Raw genomic sequence first — 14,266 nt, 5'->3', positions numbered from 1 at the left:
AATTTTTTAGTCATTGAGTTCCACTTTACCCCAGCTGCTAAACTGATGGGGTTAACTGGATCACAGTATGATAATTTGAATTAAAGCTGATAGCTGAAAATATTTGTATTTCAATATGTTCTCAATGGGTCATTGATATCCACATCAAAGACTAAGTAGTTAAATACAACATATCTCGATGAGGGATACCATCTTCAAGATACATTTCAGATATCGGCTGAAATCCCATATTTTGATAAAACTGAGTCAAATACTCTTGTGCGCCAATTTGAATCGCCGTATCAGGCCATTGTTGTTGAACGACTGCTATCGATTTTTGCATCAATCTTTGAGCTAATCCATTTCCACGGTTATCAGGATTAATAACAACACGACCAATACTCGCTTCAGGATAGCTTTGACCCGGAGCAAGCACACGGCTATATCCCATTAACCTATTATGGTCATCCAATAGCATCACGTGATGTGTTTGTGAATGACGATCTTTTTCATCTAGATCGGGATATACACAGTTTTGCTCTACAACAAATACATCTGAACGAAGTTTTAATATCTCGAACAATTCATGGGTCGTGAGTTCATTGAAAGTTTTTATCTGCCAGATCATTCTGCTAACCACTCACCGTTTGCTTTGGGTTTGATCCAAGTGTGCGAAAACCAGTAATAGCCATTTTTGGTTTTACTTGGCACAGTACAATTATATCGAGAGCGACCAGCTGACAAGTCTTTGTCTGCCGAGATTTCAAGCTCATTGTCACTTAACCAAGTCGGTTTTTTAGCGCCTTGCCTGGATATATAACACATCATTTGTGAGGCTCGAATGTCTGTCATTTCCAAGGTTAATTTCAACACAGGCCGATGTTGAGCCGCGGTGATTTGTGGTTCAAGTGGCACTTGCTTCACGATCGGCATATTCAAGCTGTTCAACTTAGTTTTAAGTTGTTTCAAGCTCGCGTAAGCACCTGCAATTGGGAAGCGTGGCAGTGCCGTCAATTCAGAATACACACCTGCTGCACCGGATTGCTGACCAACAGCGGCATAACCAAGCTCAGTGATTAAAGTGGTAATATCATGATTGTATTCGCCATAGGGATAAGCGAGTATTTTAAAGTTATCACCGGTTTTTTCAGCGATTTTTTTCTCGGTATCAACAATATTTTTCCTGATCCGTTCAAGCCACTGTTTTTTCGTTTCGCCTTCGTTAAGACGGATCAAATGATCGTGACTATAACTGTGATTCATGATTTCAGCACCGCCCTCATTCGTAATAGTGATGATCTGCTCCCATGACATCATTTTGGCGAATTTTCTTTCAATCGGCTCAATAGCAATAAACATGGCATAAGGAAAACCCATTTTTTGCAATATAGGATGCGCATTTTCATAGATATTTCGATAACCATCATCGAAGGTGATGGCTACGGTTTTATCGGGCAAAATCTGTTTATTTTTAATGGCAGAAACCAGTTCGCTAAGAGGAATAACCGAAAACTTATTATCGGCTAAGTATTCCATATGCTCTGCAAACTGCTCTGGAGTCACGCTGGTCACAGCAGGCGTGGTTGTCGACACATTATGATATTGCAAAATCACAGCGGCATTCACGAATTTTGCTACCATGAGCAACGAGGCTAGGATAAAATTTCTCAACACAGTCATTGGAATTCCTTTATGTATCAACTGCTTTTTTCTAAACAACACAATCAAAGACTGTGGTCGCTGGCGCTACCTATCATTATTTCAAATATCAGCGTTCCATTATTGGGTTTAGTTGATACTGCCATGATTGGCCACCTTTCTGCGGCTTATTATTTAGGTGGTGTCGCGCTTGGGTCAACCATTATTAGTATGTCAACGTGGCTGTTGGGCTTTTTACGTATGTCGACGACAGGTCTCACAGCACAGGCTCATGGACAACAAGATGTACAAGAACAATGTAAGTTATTGGTACAAGGAGCTGTTTTAGCGTTTTTTCTAGGTCTTATTGTTGTATTGCTGCAAAAACCGATGCTTTCTATGGCGATGAGTCTTTCTGCCGCTAGTGAGCAAGTGGAATTTTACTGCCGCCAATACGTTTCGATTCGCATTTGGTCTATGCCAATTGTATTACTCAATTTGGTTATGCTCGGTTGGTTATTAGGAAGACGGTTGCCCAGCGTAGCGATGTGGCAACTCATTATTGCGAACTCAGTCAATATCGTGCTGGATGCATGGTTTATTCTTGGGTTAGGCTGGGATGTTGCTGGTGCGGCTTGGGCATCGGTGGGAGCGGATATCACGGCTTTCCTTGTTGCTACTTTCATGGTTTACCGCCAACTTAGCGCCCTAAGGTTTAACCAGTTCAAATTGTTAATTAAGCAAGTTTTTACTTCTGGTTATCAAAAGATCATTAGTCTGAATGCCAATATTTTTATTCGCAGTTTATGTCTGCAATTGACTTTAACTTTTATGACCTTTTATGCCGCCATCTACGGTGATTCAACATTAGCCGCCAATGCGGTGTTATTAAATTTATTAATGCTTATATCTTACGGTCTAGATGGCATAGCTTATTATGCTGAAGTAGAAGTCGGTCAAGCTTATGGAAAACGAGCATGGGTTCAACTTAGGGAAGCCGTCGTATTATCTTGGTTTTGGTCGGCGGTTATGGCAATTATCTTTGCACTTTTATTTCTTTCTTTTGGTTCGTCACTTGTCAGCTTGCTGACGAATATTACCAAGGTGAAGTATATCGCCGATCAGTACCTCATTTGGCTAGCCTTAATGCCACTTTGGAGTTTCGGTTGTTATTTATTTGATGGCGTATACATTGGGGCAGCTAAAGGCGCACAGATGCGAAACAGCATGATATTTTCTACTGTATTGGTCTTTTTTCCATTTTGGTATGTACTGCAAGACTTTGGCAATCATTCACTTTGGGCTGCGCTCAGCGCCTTCATGTTGAGCCGAAGTGCCACACTGGGTATACATTTTGTTTATCAGAAGGGATTTCAAAATGAATCATCGCCAAGTTAACTTTCAAACTAATAATCAGCAGCTTGGAGCTAAAAACCGAAGATGACGCATTAAATATAAGCAAAAAAACAAAAATAATCCTTTTCAATAGACAAGATCAGCGTATGATAGCCCTCGCTCTGTTGTTCAGGGTTATTAATGAAACATAAAGTAAATGTAAAGCCTCGGAACATCTTCGTTATTGTTGTTATCCAGTTTTCTCTTAGCTTCATCGTCACATTCAATAATTCAAGCTTCAAGTGCATCGCATCATAGCGATATTTTATGAATTTAAATTATATAAGGGACACAAAAATGTCTAATAAAACAACTGGTGTAGTAAAATGGTTTAACGAAGACAAAGGTTTTGGTTTCATTACTCAAGACAATGGCGGCGCTGACGTTTTCGTTCATTTCCGTGCTATCGCTTCTGACGGTTTCAAAACACTAGACGAAGGTCAAAAAGTATCTTTCGAAGTAGAACAAGGCCAGAAAGGTCTTCAAGCAGTGAACGTAACTGCTATCTAACTTTGTTAGTCAGCGCAAATGGTGTTAGTACTGTTTGCGCTCGTTCAACATATTCATATCAAAAATTAACTCTTTTCTTCTCTCATTCCACACTCAGCTCTACGATTCCCTGTAATCAACCCTAGCTCTTATCAATAAAACGACTCTTTTATAAATTAATGTAAATTTATGTTTTGATGATTGATCTTGCCCATTTTATCAGATACTAATAGTGCTAGTACTCTGAAAATAAAACATAAAATGATAAGAGTTAAAGCGTTACGTAAGACGTATCAAATGGGTGATGAATTGGTGCATGCACTTAGCGGTGTTGATTTAAGCATCGAAGAAAATGAGTTTGTCGCTATTATGGGGCCTTCAGGCTCTGGTAAGTCAACGTTAATGAACATTATTGGGTGTTTAGATAAGCCCACCAGTGGCAGTTATCAATTAAATGAGCAAGAAGTTGCTGATCTTGATGATGACCAACTTTCCACTGTCCGCAACCAAGCCATTGGTTTTGTATTCCAAAGCTTTCATTTATTACCTCGTCTTTCTGCGCTGGATAATGTCATGTTACCCCTGCGTTTTGGTCGACCTGCTACGGGAGATCGAAAGTTTGCAGAGTCATTACTTGAACGTGTCAGCCTTGGCAGTAGACAAGATCATCGGCCCAATCAACTTTCCGGTGGTCAGCGTCAACGCGTTGCCATTGCCCGCGCACTCGTGAACAAACCCAGTATTTTATTGGCGGATGAACCTACAGGTGCCCTCGACAGTAAAACCTCCGTTGAAATTATGAATTTGTTCACTGAACTTCACCAAGCTGGACAAACCATAATACTAGTCACTCACGAAGAAGAAGTCGCCGCTTACGCACAACGAGTGATCCGCATGAAAGATGGTCAAGTCGCCAAAATCGACATAAGAGGTCACGATGTATAACAAACCACTCCACTGTGTTTGGATGTTCGGATTCTGTTTATTCGCATCAATGACAAATATTGCGGCATTTGCTAATGAATCGCCTTTATTACTGACGGGAAAAATAGCGTCGGTAGAATCCCAGTCATTCACGGTTCCCAAAGCTGGCGATGCTTGGCGTTACCAAATTCAATGGATGATGCCTGAAGGAACTATTGCCGAGGTTGGACAAAATGTGGTGGTCTTTGATAAAAGTCAAATCAACAATAAAATAGAGCAACTTGAAGCCAACTTGTTACGTGTTAATGCCCAAGAGCAAAGCCAGACAATTTCTTTGCATTCAACGATTTTAACCACTCAATTTGAGGTAGAGCAAAAACAATTGGAGCTCGAAAAAGCACAACTAGATGCAGCCGTGCCTGCCGACTTTATTGCCGCCAAAGAGTACGCTGATAACCAATTTAGTTTAATGAAAGCTCAGTCGAGCTTGACCAAAGCAAAACAAGCATTAAAAGCAGCGAAAGAGAAACAACAATCCACCCTCGTGCAGCTTAAAATTGATAAACAAAAATCACAACTGGAACTGACTAAGGCTTTGTCAGATCTAGACAGCTTAACACTTATCGCAAAACTTTCAGGCCCCGTGTTATACGAGCAAGACTTGTGGAAGAACAAAAAATATGAAGTGGGTGATACCGTCAATATTGGCCGTAAAGTGGCATCCATTCCTGCAATGGATAACCTCAACATAGTAGCTTGGGTCAATGAGGTCGATATTGACAAAATACAGTTCAATCAAGCCGTCAGTATTTATCTTGATGCGAAACCCAATGCACAGTTTTCTGGTTCCATCAATAAAATCAGTCGACAAGCCAGCTCTAAAGTTGCGTGGGGTGAAAGCAATTGGTTTCAGATTAGTGTTCAATTCGATGACAACACTCAAATTAGTTTATTACCCGGCATGAGCGTATTGGTTGAAACTACACCCATCATGGCGGCATCAACCAAAGCAATGGGGAGTGAATAATGCACTATTTCGACACATTAAGTCGTATTATCTATTTCGCTCGGTCTTCGCTATCAAAAATAATAATTGCATCATTCGTGATTTGTGCACTAACGGCTTGTAACCCCAATAACACTGCGACAGTAACGGAAGGCATTTTACCGCAAAACATCGAAATTACAGGCGAGCTTGTGGCTGCAAAAACCACTTACCTAACCCCTCCAATCATGAGACGGGTATGGAGCTATCAAGTAAAAAAAATTGCCCCAGAAGGCAGCTTAGTCAAAAAAGGGGATTTAATCGCACAATTAGATACCTCTGACTTAACCCAACGACTAGCGACAAAGTCAGCTCGGCTGGCCACGACCAAACAAGATATTGAGACCTCTAAACTGAGAAACCTAAAACAAGTTGAGCAACTCAAGTTGGACATTGCCGAAGCCAAAATGAATTTTGACAAAGCTCAGCTCAAGTTTGATTTATCTGACGAAACCGTTTCGGCCATTGATAAAGCCAAATACGAAAAAGATGCCCAAATAGCCAAAGACAACTACCAATTAAATCTTAAAAAACTGACACTTGAACACCAAGGTGCCGCACAACGTCAAGTTATGCTCGAAAGCGATTTACGAAAGCAAGCCGCCGAAGTCGCCGACTTAAAAAAAGGCATTGCTGCATTTCGGATCCTAGCCCCAAAAACCGGTATGTTGGTGCACGGTAAAGATCAGCAGGGCAACAAACTGAAAGAAGGACAATCTGTGTCTGCAGGCGATGCCGTTGCCAGCATACCTGATCTTGATCACATGCAGATCAAAATGGCCATTCCAGAAGTCGAAGCTGAACGGGTGAAATTAAACCAAGTCGTCAATATTCGACTCGATGCCAATCCAGAGCGACTTTTTATCGGTAAAATCGTTAAACTGGGGGCAGTTTTTCGCAATAAAAGCCGCCAAATACCTCTAGTCGTATTTGACGCGATTGCGGATATTGATGAAGCTGACAGTGACATCATGCGCCCCGGTATGACAGCCAAAGTTTCTATCAATATAACATCCAATCAAACTCAATTGTTGTTGCCCGTTGAAGCGCTACATTATCAACAAGGTCAAGCTTATGTTTACCGCCCTTCATTATTTGGTGATGAGCGTCACCCTGTTGAAGTCTCTGATATCGGTTTACATTTTGTAGCGTTAAGCAGCGGCCTTTCTCTCGGAGACGAGGTGATATTACCATGAAATATTTTTCTATCTGTTGGCTGTTATTGCCGATTGCTCTGGCCTCTTGCTCAGGTGACTCTAGCCAACAAGTGTTAACGGTTACGGTCACTGAATCTGACTTTAGTATCATCATTCCAGCCGTTGGAGAACTCGAAGCACAGCATTCAACCTTGGTTTCGGTGCCTAATAGTTTACGAGGGCCTCAGTCTATCGCTTGGCTACAAGATAACTTCAGCGTAGTCAAAAAAGGCGATGTGGTTGCCCGGCTTGATCCCGCACGCGAGCAGTTTAAATTAACCAAAGAAACCTTAGATAATAGACGCCTAACACTCGATGGTAATATTCAAAAAGAGTCAGATTTAACCTTACGTAAGTCATTAACGTTAGACAAACAAGTCACCTCGGATGAACAACAACTTGCCAAGCAGTTTTACAGCGAAGATGAGCAGGTTTACACCAAAATCGATATCATCGATCAAATGCGGAATCAGGAGTATTTATCGGCGAAGATGGATTATTTCGATTGGAACGTCGGTCAACACGATATTCAAGCCAACGCAGAGCAAGATCTTATCAACCTAAAGAAAAAAGGCCATCAGTCTAAAATTAATCGCTATCAACATAATTTATCAAAAATGGAAATCCTTGCCCCGAACGACGGTTTATTTGTCTATAAACCCAGTTGGAATGGTATTGATCCCGTTGTTGGAGACATGGTGTGGAGCGGTATGGCTATTGGGCTCTTACCTGACACTTCTAAGATGCAAGCAACCTTGTACGTCCTTGAATCGGAAGCATTAGGGCTTGAAGTCGGCAAGCAAGCCAAAGTGTTTCTTGATGCTTATCCAAATCGCCCGTTTGTGGGAACCGTCAGTCAAATTGATGCGTTAGCTCAACCTAAAGATCACAATAGTCCTGTTAATTATTTCCACATCACAGTGCAACTGGAACAAACCATACCGAAAATTATGCAACCGGGCCGACAGGTCAATGCTGAAATCATCGCCCTTAAAAAACACAATGTATTAACTGTGCCTAACCAGTCACTTTTCCAAAAAGAAGGCCAATACTGGGTATATATGAAAACCCCAGCGGGTTTCATCAAACAAACGATTATCCTTGGTAAACGCAGCTTAAACCGCACCGAGATTATTGAAGGTCTAAAATCCGGTGATGTCGTGTCACTCACGGTGCCACCAGCAGGGAGCCAAGTATGATCCAATTTACTGAGTACCTTCAGGGCATTCGACACGCATTAGTCGAAATGCGTCATCATAAATTACGTACATCATTAACTTTATTAGGAATGATATTTGGGGTTGGAGCGGTAATCGCCATGCTTAGTGTTGGTGAAGGCGCTGAGCGTGAAGCATTAAGAATGATCGAATCCATGGGTGTCAATAATCTTGTGGTAAACGCCCGTAAGTCTGAAGGGGAAGGATTAAAATCAGTCAGAGAGCACAGCATCGGCTTAAATCTGCAAGATGCGACTAGCGTAGTAGATACTTTACCTTTTATTGGTCACTGGAGCGCATCGAAACAAGTCAAAGTGTTCAGTTTGTTTAGCTTTCATGGTCGCAGTGATGCAAAAGTATCGGCCATTACCCCCAACTATTTTCAACTCTCGTCATTGAAAATAACTCAAGGACGTGATTTTTCAAAAAGTGATGATAGCCATTTTCAGCAAGTAGCTATTCTCGGCCCCGAAGCCGCACGGAGTTTGTTTCCACAAGGGAGTGCCGTTAATCAAAAAATCAAGATTAATCATCAATGGTATAATGTTGTTGGAGTACTGTCAGACTCAGGTAAAGCCAAATCCAGCATTAAAGGGGTTAAGCTTGGCGGTGAACGTAACCAAGTGTTTATTCCATTATCAACGGCACTTAAAAAAATGCAATTCACCCTCCTTGAAGACAAGCTGGACTCCATCAAATTTTCCTTAATCAATAAGGTCAATCCATCACTAGCCGCACAGAGCCTACAGCATTTATTAAACCGTCGACATGGTGGCGAGCAAGATTTTGATATTGTTGTACCTGCAGATTTACTGGCACAACATCAAAAGACCCAGCAAATTTTCAATATTGTTATGGCTTGTGTTGCAGGAATTTCTTTACTGGTGGGGGGATTGGTATTATGAACATTATGCTTGCCACTATTTTAGAGCGCACCGCAGAAATCGGATTACTGCGCGCATTAGGTGCTAAAAAAATTGATATCTCAAGACAGTTTTTGATAGAAAGTACTGTAATATCAGCGACAGGCGGGCTATTTGGCATGATTGCGGGCTTACTGATTGCTTTGCTTATTTCGACGGTGGCGAACTGGCCCGTGGCTTGGTCGTTATTTTCGATATTAATTTCGTTTGGCATGTGTATGGCGATTGGTGTGGGTTTTGGTTTGTATCCGGCGAAGCGAGCTGCATCGCTCGATCCTATCATTGCTTTGCAGCGAGATTAGTCAAAATTGATACCCACGAGCACAATTAAATTAGAGCCGTTGTGATCACAAATTGAACAGGGGAAATGATAATGAAACCAGGGCGCACAGGCATTACTCGGATCATATACGCAGCCGGCTATTCAATAAAAGGATTGAAAGCCGCTTGGCAATTTGAAGCGGCCTTTCGTCAAGAGGTTTGTTTGGCTGCCATATTAACCGCAGGCTCTTTTTTTCTGGATGTCACGTTGCTTGAACAGTTATTCATGATTGCCACATTGGTTATCATCATTTTGGTTGAGCTGATTAACTCTGCTATTGAAGCAGCCATTGATCGCATCGGCAGCGAAATGCATGAATTAAGTGGTCGTGCGAAAGATATTGGCTCTGCGGCAGTTTTTGTGGCTTGCTGTTTTGCGGCATTTTCTTGGGTGATTATTCTTTTTAATTAACCAGAGAATTGCGTTACGAAATCTATAACAGCATGATTTTAATAGCACCTAAACTCGATCATCAACTTCAACATGCCTTTTGCCTCAATCACTAAATCTAAATTTTCCTCCTCTATTTGATACATTCGATTTCGACCAGAAATGATATAGTGAACCTATGATTTCTGGCCGTTATGCCTGCTAAAAATGCTCACAGAAAGTCCTTCAAATTTACCTCATGCCAGTCAGTTTGATGTTATACCAATTACAGTAATTAATCTCTCACTCAGCAAGAGCTAAAGGGTTTGAGTGCAAGGCACAAGCTCGAAGTACTATATTCCCTACGGCCGCCATACAAAGCTGGCGTTCAACGCACCTAGTGCTTTTGTCGAGATAATTCAAGTGCTTGTAACGCAATAATGGAACCCTCTAGTCTTGCCCTTTGGGAGCTTGTATGTACTCAAATTACTTCTCAAAATTGTCTTGACGTAGAGCAACTATATCTTCATCAATTTCGATTGCACTTTGAGCACATACATAGCTCTGAGTTGAGCATTTAATTACTGTAATTGGTATAACACTTCAAACTGCTGTTGTGATGCAGATTATGCTTCGGATACCTTAGCATGGAGTCGCTGCAGTAGTTTGACCTATAAAGTCAAATCAACTTTTTATCAAGCTCTAAAATTGCAGCATCGAGTACAAAAATTATTGTTTTTCGTGTTCTAACTTACCATTAAACTCTGGTAAAGAAGAGGTAATGACCGCACCAAATAACACGATTAACCAAGATATATAAACCCAAACAAATAAAATAGGGATCGTCGCCAGTGTGCCGTATATCGCTTCATAAGTCGGGAAATGTGTTATATAGAGAGTAAAAAGTTTTTTCCCCATTTCAAACAAAATAGCGGCTGTCGCAGCACCTATTAATCCGTGAGTCCATTTAATTTGCTTATTTGGTACGGCTAAATAAAGTAGTAAGAATGCTGCGGTTGAAAATAACATTGGAAGTCGACTGATAAAGAATGGCACTACATCAGCTAATTGACCATCGTTAAAAAACTTTAATGAAACAACGTATGATGTCGCAGCTAAGCTGGCACCCACGAAAATGGGCCCTAAAGTAAGCACCATCCAGTACATCGAAAACGAAATGATTAAGCGGCGTTTCTTGGTGACTTGCCATATTTTGTTTAACGCCTTATCGATAGCGGAAATCAGCATGAATGCCACAATGACTAATGCAATGATACCTACAGATGTGCCTTTAGAAGCATTGTCTACGAAGCTGTTTATGTAAACTTGTATTGTGTCGTTAGTCGATGGCAAAAAGTTATCATAAATGAACTTTTCAATTTGTCCCCGAATGCTTTTAAAAACAGGGAATACGGAAAGCATAGACATGGTAACAGCAATTATCGGCACTAAAGAAAGCAATGTTACGTAGGTTAAGTGGCCTGCGATAATATTAATTTGATCTTGTTTAAGTCTCTGTTTAAGGTGTAAACCGAAACTAAACGTTAAATTGAAAAATTGTGTCGATGTAGTTTTCTTTAGCCATTTCATTCGTTGGATCTCCAAATCCTTTAGAGATGATACCGTGGCGGTAGACTATCGTATTGACGCTAATATTGTCCAACCAAAAGGAAAAACTATGTCAACTCAAGGATCTGCTGGAAATGTTATCGCAGCAATAGCGAATTTCTTTATTCCAGGTTTAGGACATTTAGTTCAAGGAAGAATATTTGCAGCCATAGGATTTTTTATTTTTATTTCAGTTTGTTATTTTTTTTGGTGGGCTATGATTCCTTTATTGGTAGGCGTGATTTGTCACTTATGGTGCATCATTGATGCAGCTCGGTTTAGAGACATTCAGTAAATAGCATCTATTATTAGATCATCCTTTGTTTATTGTTGCTTTCAAATTACAGTCTGATGGGAGTTTATGTATGACACAAGATGATACTGAGTGGAAAGTTAATATTAAAAAACTGGAGGAAGCATGTCAGCTTGCTTTGGTTGAGCATAAAACATTAGCTGAAATTAATGGTATTTCTAGTACTGAATTAGAAGAAGTTTATGCTAATGGTTTAGAAAAATACAATCAGCAAAAACCAGAAGAAGCCATTACAGATTTTACCTATTTGGTCATGCACCAGCCTTGGGATCGTCGATTTCATATGGCATTAGGTTCAACTTTGCATTGGCTTGGTGAGTATACTCATGCGATGAATTTCTATGGTTATGCGTTAGTCATGGATGCCTGTGATCCCGGTGCTACGTTTCGCATTGCCCAATGCTTTATTAGTTTAGGCGATGAGGCTGCTGCTATTGATGCTTTGCAAACGGCAATTTCTCAGAGTTTTACGAAAACAGAGCATTATGAAGTCGGACAACATGCTCGTAAATTGCTCGAGGAACTCAATAAGTAATCCAAGGATGGTTGTTTCTGCTCTTTGAGGTACAGCCATGACAAAACAAGCGGTTAGGATAATAGACATAATAGAGGCCATATATTAATGGCCATAGAGGACTCTTTCACTGGTTCGATACCTATTTTTAAGGTTACTCCACCTCCGCCATCTCCTTCATCAATTTCCACCTCGTCAGTTAGACATTCTGAATCAAAAAAAGAGGCAATAGTTTCTGAATCTACCTATTCACATTTAGATGTACCTTTACACCATGTAAGATCAAAAATGACAGGAAAAATCAATGAAGAGATCGAACAGGCACAAAAGGATGCTCGTTCAGCCTTGATCGATGCTGAAAAAGCTTCCGTCAATTTAGCCAAACGAACATTTATTTTGAAGGTTGTAGTCGCCGGCATTTCTCTGGGCAGTCTGTTATTGTCAATCATACCTACCGTCTTAACTGGTGGCACTGGGGCTTTACTTACGGCAATACTCACCCCTTTAACTCTCATCGCGATATCAGATGCGGCTTGTGCTTTTGCGGATTGGCAAAGTCAAAAGTCGGGGGAAAGTGGGTTGCCAATGAAGAGTGATAGTTTAGGTAATTTCTTTTATCTCATCGTTAAGCTGTTTCATTTGAAAGAAAATACAATGCAAACCGCCGCGAAATGGTCAGCTATTGTTGTCAAAGTAATCTTTACTGTGGGAATTTTGTGGGCAATTGATACGGGAAAAGATTTTTTACTCGAGTCGGGTGATATTACAACGCCATTAGCCAGTTTGGTGACACAATTAACGGCGATGTTTTTGGAAAAGTCAGGCTTGTCAGAGACAGAAGAGTCTGTTCAACAACTTGCCAACAAGAAAAAAAATGCAAAGCAGTTATTAGACCAAATAAAACTACAATACCTACAGTTGGATTTGTTGATAAATCAACAAAGACAAGCTGAAAAAGAGTTCCATGATGAATTTCAGGGGGTTATTCAAAAAGCAAAACATTATACTCAAACTAAAGAATTACAACGGGAAGCACAAAAAAAGCGTATAGAAGCATGGGAGAAATTGATAGAAAGCAGTGATAGGAATATTAAAGAGCAGTTTCAGGAGATGATGTTAACTGAAGCGAAAACATCTAGATCAAGACAAACATCAAAGCGACACTTATCCATAAGGGGGCAACATATTTTCTCCCCTTCGCAAGTAACGTTATCATTAGCTCCAGAACAAATGAAATCCCACGTATCTGATGCTAAAGCAGCGACACAAAAGGCGCGAGATGCCCTTACCCAGTTGCACAGATCTCAAGTGAAACATGCAAGAAACAGTTTTATCGGTAAGATTGTTAAAATACCAATTACATTATTTGGGTTTGGCGTTGCTGTTGCTGCCACGGCAACTTCAATGGGAGCAGCAAGCCCTTTGGTCGTTTTTGTGGGTGGCAGTTTGGTGATTGCGATCGGTGATGCGGTTCATGCTTATAAAGACTGGAAATTAAAAGCGAATAAACAAGATGGTCTGCCCTATGGATGGGATTGGATTGCAAATGAAGAGTATCAGCGGCAAATTAGACGGCACCACACAGTAAAGCAGTCTGATAAAAGAGCTCAATCGGCGACCATTGCCACCCGATTAATTTTTACAGCTGGTACCTCTCTTTCATCCGGTGAAAAAGTGGAACTTGTTGACACGATAGACAGCGCTCTAGGTAAAGTTGAATCCATTTGTGACAATATTTGTGATGATGCATCAAACGAGGAAAATGTCAGCGTTCAAGAATCTACCAGTGAAAGTAGCCATCAAGATGCTGAACAAATTCAAGAGGCAATGCACCAACGGCAAATAGCCAGTACCGCATATTCAGACAATACAATGATTATTCAAAAGCAATCAGAACGAGAAATGAAAAGGCTCAGGCAGCGAAGTATGCAATTAGAAGAGGAAAACGCTCAATTTAAACGGCTAAATAATGCCTATATTGCCGCGTTTAATACCTTGCCCGATGCGTTAAAGGATAAACTGGAGCCGCTTATTCAGGCCGCCCCTGAACTTTGTCAACAAAAAGAGCTAGATTGTAGATTGGTCTCTCGCGATTTAACGATTGATTGGTGATTTCTTTAAGTCGCAGGTTCTTAAATAAGAAACTAAGGAAAGTTGCAGAAGAAAGTATACCGATGAGTTCTCGTCACTCCAGCGCAGGCAAGAAACGAAGTAACGACAGTTTTGTATGTCGATAATAACCAAACCTCACAAACTCTGCCTTGCATAAAATAACCAATTTATCGCTGCAAAAACAATCACGAAAGATCAACAGACCCTAGTGCCTTTGTTTTT

General features: G+C 40.7%; 13 protein-coding genes and 1 pseudogene. 11 read left to right on the top strand and 3 right to left on the bottom strand.

Annotation, left to right across the window (positions count from 1 at the left end; genetic code table 11):
* Positions 1-151 precede the first annotated feature (151 nt).
* The gene (locus tag E2I05_RS01735; protein WP_121851840.1) at positions 152-607 is read right to left on the bottom strand and encodes a GNAT family N-acetyltransferase; all 456 of its coding nucleotides are present in this window, start codon (positions 605-607) and stop codon (positions 152-154) included.
* The gene (locus E2I05_RS01730; protein ID WP_121851856.1) at positions 604-1,653 is read right to left on the bottom strand and encodes a polysaccharide deacetylase family protein; all 1,050 of its coding nucleotides are present in this window, start codon (positions 1,651-1,653) and stop codon (positions 604-606) included. Before E2I05_RS01730 ends, E2I05_RS01735 begins: the two co-directional genes overlap by 4 nt.
* An 18-nt stretch (positions 1,654-1,671) precedes the next feature.
* Here E2I05_RS01730 and E2I05_RS01725 point away from each other — a divergent pair, with 18 nt between their 5' ends.
* The 8 genes and pseudogenes from E2I05_RS01725 (at position 1,672) to E2I05_RS01690 (ending at position 9,539) form a co-directional block, all read left to right on the top strand.
* Positions 1,672-3,015 (top strand): MATE family efflux transporter, encoded by a 1,344-nt coding sequence (locus E2I05_RS01725; protein WP_121851839.1) that lies wholly within the window; start codon positions 1,672-1,674, stop codon positions 3,013-3,015.
* A gap of 294 nt (positions 3,016-3,309) precedes the next feature.
* The gene (gene cspE, locus E2I05_RS01720; RefSeq protein ID WP_121851838.1) at positions 3,310-3,522 is read left to right on the top strand and encodes a transcription antiterminator/RNA stability regulator CspE; all 213 of its coding nucleotides are present in this window, start codon (positions 3,310-3,312) and stop codon (positions 3,520-3,522) included.
* Positions 3,523-3,762: 240 nt separating this feature from the next.
* Positions 3,763-4,446 carry an ABC transporter ATP-binding protein gene (locus E2I05_RS01715; protein WP_121851855.1) on the top strand — a complete coding sequence of 228 codons (684 nt, stop codon included), beginning with the start codon at positions 3,763-3,765 and terminating at the stop codon, positions 4,444-4,446.
* A complete protein-coding gene (locus tag E2I05_RS01710) occupies positions 4,439-5,452 on the top strand; it encodes an HlyD family secretion protein (protein ID WP_121851837.1) in 1,014 nt (337 codons plus the stop codon). The genes E2I05_RS01715 and E2I05_RS01710 overlap by 8 nt, the downstream gene beginning before the upstream one ends.
* Entirely contained in the window at positions 5,452-6,666 is a 1,215-nt protein-coding gene (locus E2I05_RS01705; protein ID WP_121851836.1) for an efflux RND transporter periplasmic adaptor subunit, read from the top strand. The genes E2I05_RS01710 and E2I05_RS01705 overlap by 1 nt, the downstream gene beginning before the upstream one ends.
* The gene (locus E2I05_RS01700; RefSeq protein WP_121851835.1) at positions 6,663-7,865 is read left to right on the top strand and encodes an efflux RND transporter periplasmic adaptor subunit; all 1,203 of its coding nucleotides are present in this window, start codon (positions 6,663-6,665) and stop codon (positions 7,863-7,865) included. Before E2I05_RS01705 ends, E2I05_RS01700 begins: the two co-directional genes overlap by 4 nt.
* A pseudogene (locus tag E2I05_RS01695) lies at positions 7,862-9,108 on the top strand (ABC transporter permease). Before E2I05_RS01700 ends, E2I05_RS01695 begins: the two are co-directional and overlap by 4 nt.
* A 71-nt stretch (positions 9,109-9,179) precedes the next feature.
* Positions 9,180-9,539: a diacylglycerol kinase gene (locus E2I05_RS01690; RefSeq protein WP_121851833.1), complete on the top strand. Its 360-nt coding sequence runs from the start codon at positions 9,180-9,182 to the stop codon at positions 9,537-9,539.
* Between the two features lie 687 nt (positions 9,540-10,226).
* On the opposite strand, the gene E2I05_RS01685 is transcribed toward E2I05_RS01690, so the two are convergent.
* Positions 10,227-11,087: a virulence factor BrkB family protein gene (locus tag E2I05_RS01685; RefSeq protein ID WP_121851832.1), complete on the bottom strand. Its 861-nt coding sequence runs from the start codon at positions 11,085-11,087 to the stop codon at positions 10,227-10,229.
* Positions 11,088-11,175: 88 nt separating this feature from the next.
* Here E2I05_RS01685 and E2I05_RS01680 point away from each other — a divergent pair, with 88 nt between their 5' ends.
* The 3 genes from E2I05_RS01680 (at position 11,176) to E2I05_RS01670 (ending at position 14,044) form a co-directional block, all read left to right on the top strand.
* On the top strand, positions 11,176-11,400 hold the full coding sequence (locus E2I05_RS01680) for a hypothetical protein (protein WP_121851831.1): 225 nt from the start codon (positions 11,176-11,178) through the stop codon (positions 11,398-11,400).
* A gap of 70 nt (positions 11,401-11,470) precedes the next feature.
* Positions 11,471-11,953, top strand: coding sequence for a SycD/LcrH family type III secretion system chaperone (locus E2I05_RS01675; RefSeq protein ID WP_121851830.1), 483 nt, complete (start codon positions 11,471-11,473; stop codon positions 11,951-11,953).
* Positions 11,954-12,220: 267 nt separating this feature from the next.
* On the top strand, positions 12,221-14,044 hold the full coding sequence (locus tag E2I05_RS01670; RefSeq protein ID WP_145964461.1) for a hypothetical protein: 1,824 nt from the start codon (positions 12,221-12,223) through the stop codon (positions 14,042-14,044).
* The last annotated feature ends 222 nt before the right edge of the window (positions 14,045-14,266 follow it).

The sequence above is a fragment of the Parashewanella spongiae genome, from assembly GCF_004358345.1.
GTDB classification, from domain to species: domain Bacteria; phylum Pseudomonadota; class Gammaproteobacteria; order Enterobacterales; family Shewanellaceae; genus Parashewanella; species Parashewanella spongiae.
Note: the sequence above shows the minus strand (reverse complement) of the source record. Positions and strands in the feature narration are given on the sequence as shown.

What these genes read in the sequence shown, in the direction of transcription:
- E2I05_RS01735 (WP_121851840.1), bottom strand. Translation starts at nt 607, where the DNA reads ATGATCTGGCAGATAAAAACTTTCAATGAACTCACGACCCATGAATTG.
- E2I05_RS01725 (WP_121851839.1), top strand. Translation starts at nt 1,672, where the DNA reads ATGTATCAACTGCTTTTTTCTAAACAACACAATCAAAGACTGTGGTCG.
- cspE (WP_121851838.1), top strand. Translation starts at nt 3,310, where the DNA reads ATGTCTAATAAAACAACTGGTGTAGTAAAATGGTTTAACGAAGACAAA.
- E2I05_RS01715 (WP_121851855.1), top strand. Translation starts at nt 3,763, where the DNA reads ATGATAAGAGTTAAAGCGTTACGTAAGACGTATCAAATGGGTGATGAA.
- E2I05_RS01710 (WP_121851837.1), top strand. Translation starts at nt 4,439, where the DNA reads ATGTATAACAAACCACTCCACTGTGTTTGGATGTTCGGATTCTGTTTA.
- E2I05_RS01705 (WP_121851836.1), top strand. Translation starts at nt 5,452, where the DNA reads ATGCACTATTTCGACACATTAAGTCGTATTATCTATTTCGCTCGGTCT.
- E2I05_RS01700 (WP_121851835.1), top strand. Translation starts at nt 6,663, where the DNA reads ATGAAATATTTTTCTATCTGTTGGCTGTTATTGCCGATTGCTCTGGCC.
- E2I05_RS01690 (WP_121851833.1), top strand. Translation starts at nt 9,180, where the DNA reads ATGAAACCAGGGCGCACAGGCATTACTCGGATCATATACGCAGCCGGC.
- E2I05_RS01685 (WP_121851832.1), bottom strand. Translation starts at nt 11,087, where the DNA reads ATGAAATGGCTAAAGAAAACTACATCGACACAATTTTTCAATTTAACG.
- E2I05_RS01680 (WP_121851831.1), top strand. Translation starts at nt 11,176, where the DNA reads ATGTCAACTCAAGGATCTGCTGGAAATGTTATCGCAGCAATAGCGAAT.
- E2I05_RS01675 (WP_121851830.1), top strand. Translation starts at nt 11,471, where the DNA reads ATGACACAAGATGATACTGAGTGGAAAGTTAATATTAAAAAACTGGAG.
- E2I05_RS01670 (WP_145964461.1), top strand. Translation starts at nt 12,221, where the DNA reads ATGACAGGAAAAATCAATGAAGAGATCGAACAGGCACAAAAGGATGCT.